This is a genomic window from Amycolatopsis sp. QT-25 (assembly GCF_029369745.1).
GTDB lineage: Bacteria > Actinomycetota > Actinomycetes > Mycobacteriales > Pseudonocardiaceae > Amycolatopsis.
Genome location: NZ_CP120210.1, coordinates 4,766,688 through 4,784,651, shown reverse-complemented (window position 1 = coordinate 4,784,651; position 17,964 = coordinate 4,766,688). Strand labels below are relative to the sequence as shown.

At 69.4% G+C, this 17,964-nt stretch carries 19 protein-coding genes; 3 read left to right on the top strand and 16 right to left on the bottom strand.

The window, feature by feature from the left end; genetic code table 11:
- Window positions 1–109: 109 nt before the first annotated feature.
- Window positions 110–1,471 carry an MFS transporter gene (locus P3102_RS22200; RefSeq protein WP_276371294.1) on the bottom strand — a complete coding sequence of 454 codons (1,362 nt, stop codon included), beginning with the start codon at window positions 1,469–1,471 and terminating at the stop codon, window positions 110–112.
- A 5-nt stretch (window positions 1,472–1,476) separates the two neighbouring features.
- The gene (locus tag P3102_RS22195; RefSeq protein ID WP_276361415.1) at window positions 1,477–1,953 is read right to left on the bottom strand and encodes a MarR family winged helix-turn-helix transcriptional regulator; all 477 of its coding nucleotides are present in this window, start codon (window positions 1,951–1,953) and stop codon (window positions 1,477–1,479) included.
- A gap of 58 nt (window positions 1,954–2,011) precedes the next feature.
- On the opposite strand from P3102_RS22195, the gene P3102_RS22190 reads away from it, so the two are divergent.
- Window positions 2,012–3,286 carry an NAD(P)/FAD-dependent oxidoreductase gene (locus P3102_RS22190; RefSeq protein ID WP_276361413.1) on the top strand — a complete coding sequence of 425 codons (1,275 nt, stop codon included), beginning with the start codon at window positions 2,012–2,014 and terminating at the stop codon, window positions 3,284–3,286.
- Window positions 3,287–3,290: 4 nt separating this feature from the next.
- Here the strand turns inward: P3102_RS22190 and P3102_RS22185 are convergent, their stop codons facing one another.
- The 14 genes from P3102_RS22185 to P3102_RS22120 are packed head-to-tail and all read right to left on the bottom strand — an operon-like array spanning window position 3,291 to window position 15,505.
- On the bottom strand, window positions 3,291–4,493 hold the full coding sequence (locus tag P3102_RS22185) for an acyl-CoA dehydrogenase family protein (RefSeq protein ID WP_276361412.1): 1,203 nt from the start codon (window positions 4,491–4,493) through the stop codon (window positions 3,291–3,293).
- Window positions 4,490–5,437, bottom strand: coding sequence for a hypothetical protein (locus tag P3102_RS22180; protein ID WP_276361410.1), 948 nt, complete (start codon window positions 5,435–5,437; stop codon window positions 4,490–4,492). The genes P3102_RS22185 and P3102_RS22180 overlap by 4 nt, the downstream gene beginning before the upstream one ends.
- Entirely contained in the window at window positions 5,434–6,573 is a 1,140-nt protein-coding gene (locus tag P3102_RS22175) for a glycosyltransferase (protein ID WP_276361408.1), read from the bottom strand. Before P3102_RS22175 ends, P3102_RS22180 begins: the two co-directional genes overlap by 4 nt.
- Window positions 6,570–7,601: a class I SAM-dependent methyltransferase gene (locus P3102_RS22170; RefSeq protein WP_276361407.1), complete on the bottom strand. Its 1,032-nt coding sequence runs from the start codon at window positions 7,599–7,601 to the stop codon at window positions 6,570–6,572. Before P3102_RS22170 ends, P3102_RS22175 begins: the two co-directional genes overlap by 4 nt.
- Window positions 7,598–7,948 carry an antibiotic biosynthesis monooxygenase gene (locus P3102_RS22165; RefSeq protein WP_276361405.1) on the bottom strand — a complete coding sequence of 117 codons (351 nt, stop codon included), beginning with the start codon at window positions 7,946–7,948 and terminating at the stop codon, window positions 7,598–7,600. Before P3102_RS22165 ends, P3102_RS22170 begins: the two co-directional genes overlap by 4 nt.
- Window positions 7,945–8,268, bottom strand: a complete 324-nt coding sequence (locus P3102_RS22160; RefSeq protein ID WP_276361404.1) for a TcmI family type II polyketide cyclase — start codon at window positions 8,266–8,268, stop codon at window positions 7,945–7,947. Before P3102_RS22160 ends, P3102_RS22165 begins: the two co-directional genes overlap by 4 nt.
- On the bottom strand, window positions 8,253–9,509 hold the full coding sequence (locus P3102_RS22155) for a cytochrome P450 (protein ID WP_276361402.1): 1,257 nt from the start codon (window positions 9,507–9,509) through the stop codon (window positions 8,253–8,255). Before P3102_RS22155 ends, P3102_RS22160 begins: the two co-directional genes overlap by 16 nt.
- Window positions 9,506–10,552, bottom strand: coding sequence for a methyltransferase (locus P3102_RS22150; protein ID WP_276361400.1), 1,047 nt, complete (start codon window positions 10,550–10,552; stop codon window positions 9,506–9,508). The genes P3102_RS22155 and P3102_RS22150 overlap by 4 nt, the downstream gene beginning before the upstream one ends.
- Window positions 10,549–11,013 carry an SRPBCC family protein gene (locus tag P3102_RS22145; RefSeq protein ID WP_276361399.1) on the bottom strand — a complete coding sequence of 155 codons (465 nt, stop codon included), beginning with the start codon at window positions 11,011–11,013 and terminating at the stop codon, window positions 10,549–10,551. The genes P3102_RS22150 and P3102_RS22145 overlap by 4 nt, the downstream gene beginning before the upstream one ends.
- Before the next feature lie 26 nt (window positions 11,014–11,039).
- Window positions 11,040–11,471: a cupin domain-containing protein gene (locus tag P3102_RS22140; RefSeq protein WP_276361397.1), complete on the bottom strand. Its 432-nt coding sequence runs from the start codon at window positions 11,469–11,471 to the stop codon at window positions 11,040–11,042.
- A gap of 8 nt (window positions 11,472–11,479) precedes the next feature.
- A complete protein-coding gene (locus P3102_RS22135) occupies window positions 11,480–12,502 on the bottom strand; it encodes an NAD-dependent epimerase/dehydratase family protein (protein WP_276361396.1) in 1,023 nt (340 codons plus the stop codon).
- Entirely contained in the window at window positions 12,499–13,608 is a 1,110-nt protein-coding gene (locus P3102_RS22130) for a DegT/DnrJ/EryC1/StrS family aminotransferase (RefSeq protein WP_276361395.1), read from the bottom strand. Before P3102_RS22130 ends, P3102_RS22135 begins: the two co-directional genes overlap by 4 nt.
- Window positions 13,605–14,279, bottom strand: coding sequence for a dTDP-4-dehydrorhamnose 3,5-epimerase (gene rfbC / locus P3102_RS22125; protein WP_276361393.1), 675 nt, complete (start codon window positions 14,277–14,279; stop codon window positions 13,605–13,607). The genes P3102_RS22130 and rfbC overlap by 4 nt, the downstream gene beginning before the upstream one ends.
- The gene (locus P3102_RS22120) at window positions 14,279–15,505 is read right to left on the bottom strand and encodes a class I SAM-dependent methyltransferase (protein ID WP_276361392.1); all 1,227 of its coding nucleotides are present in this window, start codon (window positions 15,503–15,505) and stop codon (window positions 14,279–14,281) included. Before P3102_RS22120 ends, rfbC begins: the two co-directional genes overlap by 1 nt.
- 881 nt (window positions 15,506–16,386) lie before the next feature.
- Here P3102_RS22120 and P3102_RS22115 point away from each other — a divergent pair.
- Together P3102_RS22115 and P3102_RS22110 are read left to right on the top strand one after the other, a co-directional pair.
- Complete coding sequence (locus tag P3102_RS22115; RefSeq protein WP_276361390.1) at window positions 16,387–17,151, top strand: AfsR/SARP family transcriptional regulator; 765 nt, start codon at window positions 16,387–16,389, stop codon at window positions 17,149–17,151.
- Window positions 17,152–17,243: 92 nt separating this feature from the next.
- A complete protein-coding gene (locus P3102_RS22110) occupies window positions 17,244–17,903 on the top strand; it encodes a VC0807 family protein (RefSeq protein ID WP_276361388.1) in 660 nt (219 codons plus the stop codon).
- Window positions 17,904–17,964 lie beyond the last annotated feature (61 nt).

Genomic DNA, 17,964 nt, shown 5'->3' with positions numbered 1-17,964 from the left:
GGTCATCCTCCCGCCCGGCGTGCCGGGCGAAGATCGCCTGGCCCCTGAGCGAAAAGTAGCAGGATCCTGATACTAGTGGCAAGCGCCTTGCGGCACTGCGCGCGGTCCGCTACCCGGTGTGCCGATCGGACCGGATCGACAGGGCGAGGACCGTCGCCACGACCGCCGGTGCCGCCGCGACGAGGAAGGCCCGTGCGAACCCCGCGGCTTCGGCTTCCAGTGCCGGAATCCCGGTGCCGGCAAGGGCCGTCGTGCGGGCGGCGGCCATCCAGACCAGGAGCGCGAGACCCAGGGCGGCGCCGATCTGCCGGAACGTGCTGAGCAGGCCGGCGGCCAGTCCGGTGTCCTGCTTTCCGGTGGTCGCCGTCGCCAATCCCGCGAGTGGCCCGAACGAGAGTCCCAGCCCGAAGGTGACCAGCATCCCCGGCAGGACGACCCCGGTCACGGCCGACGTCGCGTCGAGGAAGGAGAACCAGGCGAGCCCGGCGACCACGGCCGCGGTACCGGCCGACACGATCCGTTCCGGCGGGATCCGGGACGGCACCCGGCTCGCCAGTCTCGCGCCGACGACGATGCACGCCGCCTGCGGCAGCAGCGCCAGCCCGGCATGCCACGCGCCGAGCCCGAGGATCCGCTGCAGGAAAAGAGCTCCGAGGTACCAGGTCGCGAAGGCGACGCAGCCGAGCGCGGCCATGACGAGGTTGACCGTCAGTCCCGGCCGTTTCGTGAGAAACCCGGGCGGGAGCAGGGGATCGCGGACTCGCCGCTCGATGACGGCGAACGTCGCGAACAAGACGATCGCCACGGCGAAGGGGGTATAGGTCAACGGGTTGCCGTAGTCGCCGTCTTGCAGCACGGTGGTCCCGTAGACCAAGGCGATCAGGCCACCGGTGGCCGATATCGCCCCGCCGACGTCCAGCCGTTGGCGAGCCGCCCGGTGATCTCGCGACAGGAGCTTGAACGCGAGGGCGCCGATGGCCACCGCGATCGGCACGTTGATCAGGAAGATCCACCGCCAGTCCGCCCACTGGACCAGGGCACCGCCGAGGATCCCGCCGGCGGCGCCGCCGACCGCGCCGACGGCGGACCACGTACCCAGCGCGCCACGTCGTGCGCGGTCGTCGGTGAAGGTGCCGGTGACGATCGCCAGCGTCGCGGGGGACAGGGCCGCGCCGCCGAGTCCTTGCACGACCCGGGCCACGACCAGCAGGGCGGGGCTGGTCGCCACTCCCGCCAGCAGGCTCGCGCCGCCGAACAGGGCGACGCCGGCCAGGAAGACACGTCGCCTGCCGTACAGATCGGCGCAGCGGCCGCCGAGGAGCAGGAAGCCGCCGAAGGCGAGGCTGTAGCCGTTGGCCACCCAGGGCAGTTCCCCGGCTTCGAAACCGAGTCCGTCTTGGATGGCGGGCAGGGCCACGTTGACCACGGAGACGTCGAGCACCGTGACGAACTGCGCGAGGCAGGCCGCCAGCAGGATCAGGGCACGAGTGTGCCGACCACCTTCTGCAGCAACCGCCTCAGTGTCCGCTGCTCGTCCGCGTCGAGACCCATCGCCTCCGGGGTGTTGACCGCCAGGACCGCCTTCGTCGACTTCTTCACCAACTTGCGGCCCGCCTCGGTGATGTACACCGGAATCGGGTGACCGCGGCCCGGGCGCTCGCCGCGCGCGATCAGGCCGAGCGCCTCCAGCGGGGGCAGGGCCTCGCCCATGCTCTGCGGGCTCACCAGGCATCGGCGTGCCAGTGCGCCTTGCGCGATGCCGGGACTGTTGTCGACCTGGACGAGGATCCCGAATTGAGCGGGGGAGATGCCGACCGGGGCGAGCGCACGGGACATCTCCGGAACGAACGCGAGATAGGCGCGGATGATGTTCCACCCCGCCAGTTCCTCGATGTCGTCGTCCGTCCACACCGGAGGCTTGCCGGGGTGGACCGGCTGATCTGCGTTGGGCACCGCATGACGATATCCTAGCCCAAATCCATAAGGAACCTTATGCTTCGAGGTGGTAGCGGTGTCCGAACGCAGTCACGTGATCATCGCCGGTGCCGGAATCGGCGGCCTGTGCCTGGCCCACGGCCTGCGCCGCCACGGAATCGCGGTGACGGTGCACGAACGCGATGCCACGCCGCACGAACGGTGGTCCGGTTACCGACTGCACCTGACCGGTGCGGCCAACCGCGCGTTGCACGCCTGCCTCCCTTTGGAGACTTACCTGGCGATCCTGGACAGTGCGTCGCGGCCGCTGGACGCGTTCCGCATCCTCGACGAGAACCTGGAGGAGCTGCTCGTTTCCCCTACGACGGCCGATCCCGCGCTGCTGGTGGACGATGACACGCTGATCGGTCGCCGTCCGCTGCGCGACCTGCTGCTGCGGGGGCTCGACGACGTCGTGCGCTGGGGCAGCGCGGTCGAGCGGTATCGCTCGTTGCCGGGCAACCGGGTGGCCGTCGAGCTCTCCACCGGAGAGACCGACGAGGGCACGTTGCTGGTCGGCGCGGACGGCCGGGCGTCGGCGGTGCGGCGGCAGTTGCTGCCCGAGGCCGAACCGGAGCCGTGGGACGTCGTGTGCGTCGCCGGAACCACGCCGCTCGAAACCGCCGAATCGATCGGCGTTCCGGCGGCGATGATCGACGGTGCCGGCTTCGCGATCGGGCCGGACGGGCACAACATGTTCTTCTCCGGCCACGATCCGTCCGGCCGGAGCAGGCCCGACCTCCCGGTGGATGGCGGGCCCCGCGAACCCGACTCCGCCTACGTGCTCTGGTCCGTGGGAGCGCCGGTGGCCGAATGGCCCCTGGACCCGCGCGACGGTGGCGATCTGCACGAGGCGGCCCGGAAGATGCTCGATGGCTGGAACCCGGCCGCCGTGGACCTGGTCGCCGCGGCCGATCCGGAGACGTTGTCGCCGCTGACGTTCTGGGTCGCTCCCGAGGTTTCACCGTGGCAGACACAGCCGACTGTCACCCTCCTGGGTGATGCCGTCCACGTGATGCCACCGACCGGCGGGATCGGGGCGAGTACGGCCCTGTGTGACGCGGCCGCGCTGACCGAGACCTTGGTCCTCTGCGATCAAGGACTCGGCCGTCCCGTGCCCGCCCTCGCCGCCTACGAAGCCGCCATGCTGGAGCGCGGCCGGAAGGCGATCGAGGCCTCGGTGGCGAATCTGCAGTGGGCGCAACGACTCGACGGGCCGGTGTCCTTCCGGCTCGGCAAGTTCGGGCTCAAGTCGGCCGGCGGGATCCGCACGGTGCTGCGGACCTTCACCGGCAAGACGGACGGCGAATGAGCCGTCAGATCATGTACTGCATGGAATGGTCGCCCAGATAGGCGACCCTGGCCATGCGCCGTTCGGTGACGAGCCCGAACGCCAGATGTGCCCCCGCCGCGTGGACGTCTCGCCACAGTCGCTGCAGAGCGTGTTCGTCGCGCAGGCCCGCCGCCCCGGTGAGCCGGCAGGCGCCGTCGACGACGCGTTCCGCCACCCGCTGTGAATGCTGCACGGCGCCGGCGAACCGGGCACGGGCTTCCGGCGACGCGGCGCCGGTGGCCGCGACCTCTTCCCACACCCGGGCCGCGCCCGCGTGGAGCAGGCATCGCGCGGCGAGCCGGTCGTTGTCCAGCCGCCAGAACTCCACCTGGGTGTCGGTGTCGGCGAGATCGGGCCCCGCACCACGCCCGGCCAGCTCCCGGACCTCGTCGATCGCGCGCCGGGCGAGACCGACGGAGAATCCGCCCATCATCATCATGAGGAAGGCGAAGTAGGACAACCGGTAGAGCGGTCCGTCGTGTTCGCCCGGTTCGAAGAAGGGACTGAAGGTCATCGAGTGCGGCACCTCGACCCCCCGGATCTCCACGTCGTCACTGCCGGAACCGCGAAGGCCCAGGACGTGCCACGTGTCCAGCACCTCGACTTCGCTCGCCGGCAGTACGGCGAAGCGCACGACGTCCTCGCCCCATTGCGGCGAGTCCACGCCCGCCTCCTTTTTCGCGAACGCGGCGATGAACCAGTCGGCGTGCCGGCAGCCGGAGTTGATCGCCCATCGGCCGTCGAGCCGGTAGACCGGTCCGTTGTCCCCCTCCACTTCGGACGCGGGCAGGATCGTGCCTTCGCCCATCGGTGCGAGCGCACAGGCGATGAGGGGATCGGCTCGGTCCGCCACCACCTTGCGACCGAGATCGAGGGACCCCCATCCCAGGAAGCCCGCCGACTGCCCGATCAGCAGGGTCCAGCCGACCGACGGATCGGCCCACGAGATCTCTTCGATCACCGACATCACGGTGCACGGATCGGTTTCGGCGCCGCCCAGGATCTTCGGCAGGGTCAGGGAGAACAGCCCGGCTTCACGAAGTTTTTCCACCGTGTGCCGGTCGGGCGTTCGCGCCTCTTCCGTCGCCGCCGCTCCCAGGCGTAGTCCGGCGGCCAGCCTGCGGGCCTCGGTCATGAGCGATTCGGGGGTGCTCGTGTGCCGCGCACCGGTCTCGGTGACTGTCATCGGGCTTCCCCCGAATCGTCGGTGAACAGGCGGTCCAGGTCCGGTTCGAGCGCGGCCCGCTGGTTGAGCAGCCGGACGGGCCGGTCGAACAACGGGTGTGCGCTCAGCGCGGCCAGGTGCGCGAACGACTCCTGCATCGGGTTGCCGTCGTAGAGCGCGCTCGCTCCGGTCACGGTCATGACCTTCGTCGTCGCCGCGCACGCCGCGTCGAGCGCGCCGATCCCGGCGAGCACCAGCCGCGCCCATGCGCCCGGACCGGGGTCCGGATCTCCGATGAGCGCGCGGACGCGGGCGTTCAGCAGCGCCGCCGCGCCGTCCAGCAGTTCCTCGGCGGTCAGCAGGATGGACAGGACCATCGGATCGTCGATCGTCTTCACCGCGGCCCAGCCACGCGCGCTGCGCGCGGCCTTGCGCAGGAACGCGTCACGGAAGCGCGCGGCGACACCCAGCGCGTGTGCGCCCGCCGCGGCGATGGCCAGCAGGCCGGGGGGCAAGGAAAGCAGGCCGGGCCGCACCACGACGGTGTCGACGACCGTGGCCAGCGGCCGTGCGCCGTCGCGCACGAGGAGGAGGTGACCGCCCCAGACGTCCATCGCCGGGGTGAGCGCCACCGGCGCCGTGACGAGGTCGTCGGCGAGGTAAGCGGTCCACGTGCTGTGCCCGTCGTCGGTCCGGCCGGCGAGAACCGCGAAACCACCCGCGGGAACCGGGACGTCGCTGGTCCATTGCGGACCTTCGGATCTCGTGCCGGAGCCGAAGGCGACCGTGGCGGTCGCGGGGATCCGGTGGTCGCGAAGCGACAGCGACTCGGCGATCAGTGCGCCGACACCGAGCCAGCCGCTGCGGGGTGCCCGATGGCCGTGCGTGACGACACGAGCGAGGGTCGGCTCGTCGAGCAACTCGAGACCGGTTTCGAGCGCCGGTTCTTCGGGGACGGTGCTCATGCGTACTCCCTTCGTCGTGCGGTCGTGAGTTCCGTCAGCAGGTCGGGGACGACCTGTTCGGGACCGGGCAGGCCCGCGATCTCCTCGGCGACTTCGCGCGCGGCCTTCGACGGACGCGGATCGTGCAGTACGTGGTCGAGCGCCTCGTCGAGTACGGCCGTGTCCCCGCCGTCCGGGACGGCGAAGACCCCGGCGCCGCGCCGGGTGATCGCCTCGCCGTTGAACGCGTGGTCGGCGTCCCTGGACACGATCACCTGGGGGACACCGCGGGAGAGCGCGGCCAAGGTCGACCCCGCGCCTCCGTGGTGGACCAGCACGTCACAGCCGGGCAGCACCGTTTCCAGGGGCAACCAGCCGTGCGCGAGTACCGAGTCCGGATCGGTGCCGACCGGCAGCTCCCCGGCCACCAGCACGTCCAGGTCGTGCTTGGCCAGTGTCCGGAGCAGCAGGGGGGCGAGTTCACCGTGGTCGGCCATGGTGCCGAGGGTGACCAGCGCACGGCGGCGCCCGGGCCGTTCGGTGAACTCGGCCGGGTCGAGTGCCCGTGCGCCGCCATAGGGGCGGTAGCCGAGCGCGAGCCCGGTCGGGCCGCCCGGGAACATGCTCGGCGGGCAGACGTCGAGCGCTTCGTCGACGTCTCGCAACCCGGGCACTCCGTGGCGTTCGCACGCTTGCGCGAGATGCGGCTCCATGAGGCTTTGGGTCCTGGCCACCCCGGTGAGCTGGAACCCGTGTTCGACGGCGGGGACGCCGAGTACCGCGGCGACCAAGGGCCCGGCGGGTTGCAACGCGGTGTGCAGCACGACATCCGGCCGCCAGGCGCGGCCCAGCGCCACCGCGGCGTCGGCGACACGATCCGACAGCGCGGCGAACAGCCGCATCGCCAAGGCGAATCGCTCACCTTCCGCCGCCCCCGGCATCCGCCGGAGGAACGAGGCCCGGATCGCCGACAACTCGTCCATGCCGTCCGGGAACAGGTCCACGGCGGGAATCCCCGCGCCGACCGAACCGGCTACCGCGGGGCCGGTCGCGCCGACCAGGACCGTCGCGCCGGCGCACCGGGCGGCCCAAAGGCTCGGCACCATCGGGAACAGGTGACCGAGGCCGGAAGAGGTGAGCGCGAGGACCCGGATCACGACGACCTCCCCAGCACGGTCACGTGGAACGGAAGGCCGGGTACCCGGCGGGTCGCTTCGATCCGCAGGCCCGCCGCCGCGTACATGCGTTCGTGCGCCGCTGTGGTGTGCACCTCACCGGCGTTGGTCCAAGCGAGCATCAGCACGGAGAACAGATGCGGTTCGGGATCCCGCGCGGGGTCGTCACCCGCGACGAACCCGACGACACCGATGCGTCCGCCCGGGGCGAGCTGGGCCGTGGCACGCGAGAGCAGTTCGGTCGCGCGTGCTTCGGAGAAATGATGCAGCACGTTGGTGACCAGGACGAGATCGTGTTCCGGGCCGAGGTCGAGTTCGAACATGTCACCGGAGACGAACCGCGCCTGGCTGTCGAGACCTTGTTCCCGGGCATGCTGCCGGGTGATCTCCAGGACGTTCGGCCAGTCGACGCAGGTCACCGTCGCTCCGGGCAGGCGCCTGACGAGCGTGAACCCGTAAATGCCGTGCCCGCAGGCGAGGTCGAGAACGCGCGTGCCGGACCGGGTCGCCGACCACGGCTCGAGCAGTTCGGCGAGCAGGCCCGCCGTCGGCACCGTCACCGGCCCGACCGATCGTGCGAAGGTCTCCCAGTAGTGGTAGCCCGGCGTTTCGGCGTTCACGTCGCGGACGGAGCCGCCGTTCCGGACCGCGGCGGCGAGGTCGCGCATCGCGTCCCACTCCTCGTCACTGGCGACGACGTCGACCATCCCGCCGTAGAAGTCCGGGCTCGAGCCGACCAGGAGCGAAAAGCCACCTCGGTCGAGGGTGAACCGGCCGTCCTGATGACGGTGGACCAGCCCGAGGGCGACGAGCGCGTTGAGCAGCAAGCGGATACCCCGCGGGTCGGCACCGGTCGCCGTGGCGATCGCGGCAGGGGTGCCGTGGCCGTCGCCGAGCGCGTCGAACACGCCGACCCGCAGCGCGGCGCGCAACAAGCTGGTCTCCTTGTACACCCGCATCATCCGATAGAGCCGTTCACGGGTGACGGAGGTGGATTCCAGTGTGGTCATGGTCGGACCTCCGAAACGGCGGAGACGGGTGGGCTGGTGAGGACCTGGGTCATGCCGGTCATCGACACCGTGCGGCCGAGCGCCTTGAGCGAGGTCGCCAGCCGCTCGTGATCGGCGCCGGCGGAGAACGCGGTGAAGTCCTCCGTCGTACGCCATTCGCTGACGACGAAGTAACGGCCGTCGCGGCGGGTGTCGGCGTTGAGGGACTGGGCGAGGATGCCGGGTGCCCGCGCGGCGGTCTCGGCCATGCGGCGCCACACGGCGAAGAAGTCGGCCGGGGCGGTGTCACCGATGTCGATCTCGAGCAGGACGCGGAAGACGCCGGTCCGGACGCGGGAAGTGGTCATAGCGGCCGCCGCCAGTCGTAGAAGGCCTCCGCTTGTGCCTGTGCCATCGACGGTTCGTCGGTGCGATAGGGCAGCAGCAGTTTCGCCAGTTCACCGTCGATGGTCTTGAAGCGCTGATCGCGCACGGCGGTGTAGAGGCGTTGCTGGAACCCGTCCTCGCCTTCGATCAGATGGAAGTAGAGGTCGTGGAAGCCGAACAGCGTCCGGCGGGTCGCGCCGATCTGCGCGGGCAGGGCGGTGCGATCGTGTTCGGCGAACAGTTCGGTGATGCGTTCGCGGTCGGCCGGGTTCCACCGGCGAACCATCAGGGCGCGGTGCACTGGTTCTCCTTTCCGGTCTCCGCGGAGGGAGACGACGTGGCCGGGCCGAGCCGGACCGGCAGCGAGACCAGCCCGCGGACCAGGGAGTCGCGAGTCCAGGCGAGCTCGGCCGCGGGGGTGGCGAGTTCGGCTTCGGGGTAGTGGTCGAGCACGGCGGACACACCTTCGGCCAGTTCGATCCTGGCCAGCGCGGCGCCGAGGCAGAAGTGCGGTCCGGCGCCGAACGCGACATGGGTGGGCGGGACCTTGGCGAATCGGGCGAAGTCGAGGTCGTCGGGCTGCGGGAACGCGGCGGGGTCGCGGTTGGCGGCGTTGAGCGCCGGGATGACCAGGTCGCCGGCCTCGATCGTGACACCGGACAACACGACGGATTCGGTCGTCCTCCGCGGGAACCCGCCGACCGAGCCAAGGGAGACGGCGCGCAACAGCTCTTCCACCGCTTGGCCGACACCTTCCGGATCTCCCCGGAGTTCCGAGGTCGTGCCGGGATCGGAGAGCAGGAGCATGAGCGAGCTCGCCAGGTGGTTGCTGGTCGTCTCGTGACCGGCGACGAGGATCGCCATCGCCAGCAGGACGAGTTCCCGCGGATCGGCGTCCTGTGCGGCCAGATGGGAGAGGAGATCGTGCTCGGGGCTGCGAGCCCGGCGCCCCAGCAGTTCACCGAAATAGGCCGCCAGTTCGCCGCGCGCACGGCCGATCTCGGGCGCGGACCCGGGCGCCGTGGACAGGAAAGCCTGCGCCCACGCGAAGAACCGTTCGTGATCGCTTTCCGGAACGCCGAGCAGGGCACCGATCACCCCGGCCGACAGCGGGCGCGCATATCCGGCGACGAGATCGGCGGGGTCGTCACCGGCGCGGGCGGCCAGCAGACCGCGGGCCCGTTCGGCGACCTTCGGACGAAGCTGGGCCATCCGGCGGGCGGAGAACGCCCCGGCCACGAGGCCGCGCATGCGGGTGTGGTCGGGCGGGTCGAGGGCGAGCAGCGAACCGGCGGGTGGAGAGAGCCCGGCGGACGGCGCGTTCGCCGATCCCGCGGCCGCGGCTCGGGAGAACCGGGGATCGGTGTGGACGGTTCTCACGTCGGCCATGGTGGTCGCCAGCCACGCCCAGCGACCGCCGCCGAGGAACACCGGCACCGGCGCTCCCGCCATCCGCGCGTCGGCGTAACCGGGGTCCGGGTCGACACCGTCGCGAGCGGCGAACGGATAGGCCGGCGATTCCGGCCGCGTTTCGGTGGTCATGCCGGCTCCGCGTGCAAGACGGTCCAGCGTCCGGCACCAGGATCGTTCGCCAGCCGGAAGCCGGTGGCCGCGAACAGTTCGTGCCATTGCTCGAGCGTGCGTTCCCGGCCGCCGAAGAGGACCAGCATGTCGATGTCGAGCACTTTGCCGTGGTCGAAATCGTTGCCGGGAGCGATGACCTGCTCGACGACGAAGAGCGGGGTCCCGCGGTCACCGATCGTCTCGCGCACCCGGCGCAGCAGTGCTTCGGTCCGATCGTCGGGCCAGTTGTGCAGGACGGCCTTGAGGAAGTACGCGTCGGCGTCGGCGGGGAGAGGTGTGTCGAAGAAATCACCGGGACGGAGTTCGACCCGGTCGGTGACTCCTTCGGCGTCGAGTACCGGCCCGGCGTCGGAGAGTACGGTCGGGCGGTCGACGAGGACGCCGCGTGCGCCCGGCGCGTGGCGCAGCGCGGCCGCCAGGAAATGTCCATGACCGCCGCCGAGGTCGGCGATCCGGACGAACCGTTCCGGCCGGATCATCGCGAGATGCCGGTCGGTCTCCCAGCGGCCGAGTTCGGTCATCATGGAGTCGAAGAACTGCTCGTCGTCGGGATGATCGCGCAGGTAACCCCAGAAATCGGTGCCCAGTACCGGTTCGGTGGCAGGCTCGCCGGTGCGCAGCGTATGCACCAGCGCTCCGTACGGCTCGGTGAAGAATTTCTTGCGGCCGTAAACGATCAGCGGCCACAGGCTGTAGGGGACATCGGCTCGAGTGGGCTCTGAGAGTGCTGTGCGCGCGAACACGCCGGGATCGGTTTCGGTGAACACCCCGAACGAAGCCGCCATCCGCAGCACCCGGTGCAGCGCGTCGGCGTTCGCGCCGCATCTTTCGGCGAGGTCGGCCACGTGCCGCGGGCCGTCGGCCAGCGCGTCGGCGACCCGCAACTCCGTGAGCGCGCCGATGACGTGGGCGAGCCGCAGCCCGCAGGTGAGAATGGCCAGCCGGTCCCGATGGGTGGAGGCGCCGCCGGGACCGGCGGCGACGTCGGCGACGGCGCTCATGCGTGTCCGCCCGAGGTGACCCGTGACTCGATCACGGCTTTGATGTGCTGCATCTGTTCTCCCGAAGTGCGGTTGAGCCGCTCGGTCATCGCGGCGTCGTCGAAGGGCGAACCGGGCCGGACCTGGAACTCCTGGCGCCAGCGCAGTTCGACGCCGCCGGCGACCTCGCGGTAGTCCCAGCGCAAGCGCAGGTAGTCGAACGGCCCGGTCTCTATCCGGTGTGCGGTGACGCTGCGGTTCTCCTTGTCCGGGAACCGTTCGGACACCCAGCTCCAGACCGACCCGTCAGGATCGGGGACCGTCGTGAGCCGGAATCGCACGGAGTCCGGGTTCTCCGCGAGGATCTCCGCCGACGCGTACTCGGTGAAAAGGGACGGCCAGGACGCGACGTCGTTGGTCAAGTCCCAGACGGTCTCGAAGGGCGCGTCGATGACGACGCGATTGTCGGTTCTGGCCGGCACGATCTCTCCCTTTGCTCGTGGTGTGGTCAAGACGGTCCGCCGACGACGGGAGGCGGGTCGTCCGGGTGCGGGACGGGAACGGTGTCGACGTGGCCGTCGGCCGGGTCCGGCGCGAGCGGGCCGAGGAAGAGCACGACGCGCGCACGTTCGTCTCCGTGCTGGCGCATCGTGTGCCGCGCTCCACGCCGGACGAAGCCGGCGTCACCGGTGGTCAGTTCGACGGTGCCGCCATCGATCTCCAAGGTCACGGCGCCTTCGACGACGAGCAGGTGTTCGTCGGACCAAGGGTGGTAGTGCTCGCTCACGGTTTCACCGGGTTCGAGTACCGCTTCGGCCAGGAAACCCGCTCGCGTGCCGGCGGAGGCCGGTGTGAGAAGGGCACGGATGTGCCCGCCCTGACGGCGGCTGCCCGGTACGTCCGCCGAGCGGATGCGAACGAGGTGGGTGGATCGGCTCATATGTCCTCCTAGGACGGTGAGATTCTGTTTGTGGGCAGTGGTTTCCGGGCGTCGCGGTACCGATCGGTTTCGGCCAGCGTGGCGCGGACGACAGCGTCCACCCCGTCCTCCAGCCGGACGGTGGCGCGCCATCCGGTGATCGCGGTGAAGGGGCCGGGATCGACCTCGACGTCGCAGAAGTCGGCGGGAGTCGCGTACTCCGGCGGGTCCACGCGGACCACCGGAACCGGGGCGTCTCGCGTCCATCGGGTGGTGGCGGCGGCGATCATCCGCAGGACGTCACCGAGCGGGATGGCGTCACCGGAGCCGATCAGCCAGGTGCGTCCGCCGAGTGCGGCAGCGTGCCGCACGGCGAGCCAAAGCGCACTCGCGACGTCGCTGACGTGCACCAGATCGCGTAGCACCGAGCCGTCGTGCCACATCGTCAGCGGCAGGCCCGCGACCGCTCGGGCGGCCATGGCCGACACGACGCCCGAGCCCGGTGAACCGGCGCCGGCGCCGTACACGGTGGGCAGCCGTAGCGGGACTCCGAGCGCCACACCGGATTCCGTGGCCGTGAGCAAAGCGCGCTCGACGGCTTGCTTGTGCCGGTCGTAAGCCGTGCCGGGCCGGTCGGGTTCGGTGCCGTCGAGCCGGGCACGGTCCGGGCACCCCGCGATGGTGGTGGTCCCCGCGGTCACGATCGGCAGCGGTGCGCGGCGGTCCGCGCCGGTGATGTCCAGCAGGTCGTACATCGGCTGCACGGTGACGCGGTGACCTTCGGGGTCGTCCTCGGCCACGCGCCACGACCGGCCGCCGCTCAGCAGGGCCACGAGGTGGACCACGGCGTCGGCCTCCCGCACGACGGCCGCCAGGTCGGTCTTACAGGTCACGTCGGCCCGCACGTGCTCGATGAGCGGCAGGGTCCGCCACGCCTGTCGCCGTCCCACCGCCCGCGTCCGCACACCGAGCGCCGCCAGCCGTGACACCAACGACGAACCGAGGTATCCGGTGCCGCCCAGCACCACGATCAGCGGATCGTCGCGGGTCATCGGGCGCCCAGGATCCGCCGGAGCGCGGCGATGACGTCGTCTTGGCGGCGCTTGTCGAGAGAGGCGTACATCGGCAGGGAGAAGATCTCGTCGGCAAGCTTCTCGGTCACGGGGAGATCGCCCGCCTGATAGCCGAGATGCGCGAAGCCGGTCATGGTGTGGACGGGCCAGCGGTAGCTGACGTTCAGTTCGATGCCTTCGGCCGCCAGACCGCCGAGAATGTCGTCCCGGCGCGGGTGCCGGACGACGTAGAGGTAGTAGACGTGTTCGTTGCCGTCGGTGACCAGGGGCAGGGCCAGTTCGGTGTCCGCCAGGCCTTCGGCGTAACGCCGGGCGATCTCCCGTCGTGCGGTGACGTACTGATCGAGTCGCCGGAGTTTGCGGCGCAGGATCTCCGCCTGGACCGCGTCGAGCCGGGAGTTGTGCCCCGGCGTCTGCACCACGTAGTACCGGCCTTCCATGCCGTAGTAGCGCAGGCGCCGCAGAGCGCGGGCGACGTCGTCGTCGTTGGTGATCGTCGCGCCCCCGTCCCCGTAGGCACCGAGGACTTTGGTGGGGTAGAACGAAAACGCGGCCGCCTCACCCATCGCCCCCGCGAGTGCGCCCTTCCGGCGTGCTCCGTGTGCCTGCGCGCAGTCTTCGAGCACACGCACACCGTGCCGCGCGGCGATCTCGCCGACAGCGGTCATGTCCACGCACTGGCCGTAGAGGTGGACCGGGACGATCGCGCGGGTCCGTTCGGTGATCGCGGACTCCACCAGTGTCGTGTCCATCAGGTGGTCGTCCGCTCGGACATCGACGAAGCGGGCGACGGCGCCGGTCCCTTCGATGGCCACCACCGTCGGGGCGGCCGTGTTGGACACCGTGATGACCTCGTCACCCGCACCGACGCCGAGCGCCTCGAGACCGAGTTTGATCGCGTTGGTCCCGTTGTCCACACCGACGCAGTGGCGGACGTCGTGGTAGGCCGCGAACTCCCGTTCGAAGCCGTCGACACTCGGGCCGAAGACGAGCCGGCCCGACCCGAACACGGTGTCGACCGCGCCGAGGATGTCCTCTCGTTCGGCGTCGTACTCTTTCAGGTAGTCCCAAACGCGGATCGTCATGCGGTCTCCTCAGCAGGTGCCGGACGGCCACCGAGGGCCGCTTCGAGCGCGGTACAGGTCCGGAATTCCGGCAGCAGGCCGTCGGCGAGGAGCCGGTCGGCCGTCGGGGCGTCGCGGTCCCGTTCGGACAGCACCGGGGACTCGCGCGAGAGGAAGCCGGGAAGCCGCAACCCGATCCGTGGATCGCGGATCGTCAAGGCCAGCTCGTTCTCCGGTACGTAACCGCCGGAGAGCAGGTAGGTCATCGATGCCTCCGCGGTGAGCGCGGCGAAGGCGTGGCCGACCCCGACCGGGAGATAGACGGTTCGCCCGCGTTCGGCGTCGAGCCGCACCGCGTCCCAGGCGCCGAAGGTCGGCGATCCGACGCGGAGGTCGACGACGTAGTCGACAACGCTTCCGTGGGAACAGTGCACGTACTTCGCGACGCCGGGCGGTGTCCGGGTGAAATGGATGCCACGCACCACTCCTGCCAGGGAACGGCTGACGGACACCTGGGCGAGCGGGAACAGCCTCCGCCCGACGGCCGTCTCGTGCTCGCCTTGTTCGTAAGGCGAACAGAACGCACCCCGATGGTCTCGGTGGACCATCGGGGTGAAGGTCCAGGCACCGGCCACGGTCAGCTCACGGCGTGTTCCGGGCCGGTCGGCGGGGTCGGCCTCGAACGATTCCATCAGAGCACCCGGACCTCGGGCACGTAGGTGATCCAGCGGCCGCCGTGATCGGTGAACCCGGTTTCCTTGGTCATGATCTCGGCCGCGTGGTTCCAAGCGAACAACACCGCGTAATCCGGATAAGGGTCGGCGAATTCCGCCGCCGGGGTCACGGGGATGTGGGTGCCCGGGGTGACTCGGCCCTGCTTTTCCGGAGTGGTGTCGTAGACGACCGAGACGAGCTCAGGACCGATGTTGCAGTAGTTCGTGACCGTCGCGCTCTTCGCGGTCGCGCCGTAGGCGGCGATCGTCCGGCCCTCGCCACGCAGCCGGCTCAGCAGCTCGACGAGGTCGTGCGCGTTGCGCCGGACCGCGGTCGCGAACACCGACAGCGCTTCCGGGGTGTGCAGTCCGCGAGCCGCCTCTTCCGCGACGAGTTCCGCCACCGCTCCGCCGGCACGCCGCTTGCCGGCGCGCGCCAGGGTATAGCGGAGCTCCCCGCCGTGGACCGGAAGACGCTCGACATCGACGAGGGCCAGCCCGTGCCGCTCGGCAAGCCGGGCCACGGTGGTGGCGCTGAAAAGGAAGAAGTGTTCATCGTAGATCTGATCGAACGACGTCGACGCGACGATGTCACCGAGATAGGGATCTTCGAACACGAACACGCCGTCATCGGTCAGCAACTCGGCGACACCGTCGAGAACCGACGTGACATAGGGAATGTGGCACAGGGTGTTCGCCGCGTAGATCACGTCGGCGGGTCCGTGCTCGGCGCTGATCCTCACCGCCGTCTCCTGGTCGAAGTACGCGTTGAGCACCTGCACGCCGCACTCCACGGCGGTCTGGCTGATGCGTACGGACGGTTCCACTCCGAGATGCCGGATCTGGGCCCTGGCAAGGGTTCGCAACATGACCCCGTCGTTGCACCCGAGTTCCACCACGAACGGGTCGTCCCGGCCGGACAGTTCGAGCGCGAGCAACCGCTTCGCGAGTGCGGTGAAATGCCGGCGCATCACCGCTGAGCCGGACGACCGATAGGGGTAATGATCACCGAACATCCGCTCACGGGGAACTTCTTCCAGCAACTGCACCATCGCGCAGCCGGTGCACGCGCCCACGCGCAGCCGGTAGAAGAATTCGTCGGCCTCGGAGCCGGGCGTTCCTGCCGGGAAGACATCGGACAGCGGCTGGTTTCCGAGGTCGAGGAAGAGTGTCACGGACGCGCCGCAGACCCGGCATTGAGACATGTCGCTACCCCCTGGAGTGATCGGTTGCCGGGGAGCTTGTTCACGTGTCCTCGAGAACCCCTCGAAAATCTCGACGATCGCTCGACGACGGGGATCAGTTCCGCTGAAGCCGCAGTTCGGCGTCGCTCGGTTCGGTCGCTTCTCGAAGGCTTCGGAGCCGGACAGCGCGTTCAGAAGACCGTCGACGGTCTCGGCAAGCCACCGGCGCGTCGGAACGGGTAACGTCGATGGTCCCCGTAGCGGTGCGGGCATCGGCGTCGCGCAGGGCGATCAAGAACAGGAGATCTGCGTCTGGCCGGCGAATGTGCACAGTCGAAGAAGAAGCAGACAGGCACCTCGGAAATCGCGCGAGACACTTGACGTGCGCCCGGTCGAATTTCCCGCTGACCGGCACGCGAGTGAGGATGAAGCTTTCGGGCCTCGGCGTCCGGTGGCTGCTCATTCTTCGAGGAGGATCCGATTGGCCGGCGGCCTGTCGGGCGGGCCACGGGCTGTGGTGAAGAGCCGGTTCAGCCCCGCGGCCATTTCCGAGCGTGAGGGACTGTTCGCGGAGAGGCAGCCGGCACGAGAAGCGTGGCGAGGTTCCACGTGGTGACGAAACCGCCACGGTGCGAAGTATCTGCTCGAAAAACGTTGCATACTGTCACGTAAACCGTTGCGTAGCGCTCATATGAGCAGTCGATTGCCAAGAGGCAGATATGTGACTTACATCACATCCCAGTTTCGACCTATCAGGTTCCTTATGTCCCGACTAGCATGAATTCGCCCAGGGGGAAGGGCATTCACGGTGAAGCGTCTCAGTCTCCTATATGCGACCCCTGGAGGCTTGACGACGCGGGGGAAATGAGAGGTGCGGGGTGGATTTCACATTACTCGGAGGCATGGAAATACGATCTGGTGAACGCGGGGGGATCCCGTCGGCGCCGAAGCAGCGGCAGGTGCTCGCGATGCTCCTGCTCAATGCGAACAAAGTGACCTATGTGGGAGACCTGTCCGACGAACTCTGGGGCGGCAGGCCCCCGGCCAGCATGCACACCACGCTGCAGACCTACGTCTACCAATTGCGGCGAAGACTCGAGGGCCCGTCGCGACGGACCACGATCGTGACCAGGCCGTTGGGGTACATGCTCAACGTGCCGGACGGTTCGATCGACGTCGTCGAGTTCCAGACGAAAATCGAGCAGGCGGCGCGATGTCTCGAGGCGGAGCCCGAAGTCGCCGCCGACCTGCTGGAGAGCGCCTTGAGGCTCTGGCGGGGCCCGGCTTTGGCGGACGTCGTCTGCGGGACCGTGCTGACCGGTTATGTCACCCAGCTCGACGAGCTGAAGATCTGTGCCACCGAACTGCTCATCGAAGCGCGGATGAGCACCGGGCACTACCGTGAGCTGGTGGCCGAATTGAAGCGGCTCGTCCACATGCACCCGTTCCACGAGAACTTTCACGCCCAGCTCGTCCGCGCCCTGTCGATGAGCGGACGGCGGCAAGAAGCGATCACGGCATATCGCGCGGTCCGGTCCCTGTTGCGCTCCGAGCTCGGCATCGACCCCTCGCCCTGTCTGGACGACGCGCTGCAGCTCGCTCTGCATGGGCCGAGGTGGCGGGAGACGCCGCGCGTCGGTCCCGTGCGGCAGATTCGCTGCGGCTGAGTGACGCGCTCCCTTTTTCCACCGCGAGGGAGTCAAAGTCCGCGGCACGGGGTATCCGGACCCTGACACTGGCTGGGCGAAGGGTGAATTCGATGGCTCACGCGGTCGAGCAAGACCGGGAACGGCAGCAGGATCCGAAGAGAGGTTCTTCCTCGTCGTGGCGGACCATCGCCTGGACTCTGCTGCTGGATGTCGCTTTGCCCTTCGCCTGCTATGTGGTTCTGCTGCTGTTCGGCGTGCACGAAGCGGCGGCGCTGGCGGCGGCGGGCGGGATCGCCTTCCTGCGGGCGGTGGTCATCTGGATACGGGAGCGGCAGCTCGGCGCGCTCTCCATCCTTTTGACGGTGCGGTTCTTCCTGGGTGTGCTGGCGGCGCTCATCACCGGAGACGCCAGGTTCGTCCTGGCCAAGGACTCGCTCGTCACCGCCGCCGTGGGCCTCGGCGTGCTGGCCAGCCTGGTACTGGCCAAACCCGCCATCTACTTCATCCGGAGGAGTCTGTCGCCGCGGAAGGCCGCGTTCGGCAGGCAATGGAAGAGGTCGGCCGACTTTCGGCGGCTCAACCGGAAGATGACGTGGGTCTGGGGGATCGGCCTGCTCGGTGAGGCGACGGCGCGTATCGGGGTGATCTATCTGCTGCCGTTGAACGTCGCGGCGTTCCTGTCGCAGACGATGGCCGCTTTGGCCATTGTGGCCCTGGTGGGGTGGACACAGTGGCGAGGTCGCCGTAGCCCGGTCGATCCGGAGGGGTGAGACTCGAGTCCGGCTCGAGCCGCGCCCGAGCGAAGTAGAAGGAACCTGACACTTCGTCGGT

Coding starts and splice junctions, on each gene's coding strand:
- rfbC (WP_276361393.1), bottom strand. CDS start 14,279: ATGGAATCGTTCGAGGCCGACCCCGCCGACCGGCCCGGAACACGCCGT.
- P3102_RS22140 (WP_276361397.1), bottom strand. CDS start 11,471: ATGAGCCGATCCACCCACCTCGTTCGCATCCGCTCGGCGGACGTACCG.
- P3102_RS22165 (WP_276361405.1), bottom strand. CDS start 7,948: ATGACCACTTCCCGCGTCCGGACCGGCGTCTTCCGCGTCCTGCTCGAG.
- P3102_RS22110 (WP_276361388.1), top strand. CDS start 17,244: ATGGCTCACGCGGTCGAGCAAGACCGGGAACGGCAGCAGGATCCGAAG.
- P3102_RS22130 (WP_276361395.1), bottom strand. CDS start 13,608: ATGACGATCCGCGTTTGGGACTACCTGAAAGAGTACGACGCCGAACGA.
- P3102_RS22115 (WP_276361390.1), top strand. CDS start 16,387: ATGGAAATACGATCTGGTGAACGCGGGGGGATCCCGTCGGCGCCGAAG.
- P3102_RS22155 (WP_276361402.1), bottom strand. CDS start 9,509: ATGACCACCGAAACGCGGCCGGAATCGCCGGCCTATCCGTTCGCCGCT.
- P3102_RS22180 (WP_276361410.1), bottom strand. CDS start 5,437: ATGAGCACCGTCCCCGAAGAACCGGCGCTCGAAACCGGTCTCGAGTTG.
- P3102_RS22120 (WP_276361392.1), bottom strand. CDS start 15,505: ATGTCTCAATGCCGGGTCTGCGGCGCGTCCGTGACACTCTTCCTCGAC.
- P3102_RS22170 (WP_276361407.1), bottom strand. CDS start 7,601: ATGACCACACTGGAATCCACCTCCGTCACCCGTGAACGGCTCTATCGG.
- P3102_RS22185 (WP_276361412.1), bottom strand. CDS start 4,493: ATGACAGTCACCGAGACCGGTGCGCGGCACACGAGCACCCCCGAATCG.
- P3102_RS22135 (WP_276361396.1), bottom strand. CDS start 12,502: ATGACCCGCGACGATCCGCTGATCGTGGTGCTGGGCGGCACCGGATAC.
- P3102_RS22150 (WP_276361400.1), bottom strand. CDS start 10,552: ATGAGCGCCGTCGCCGACGTCGCCGCCGGTCCCGGCGGCGCCTCCACC.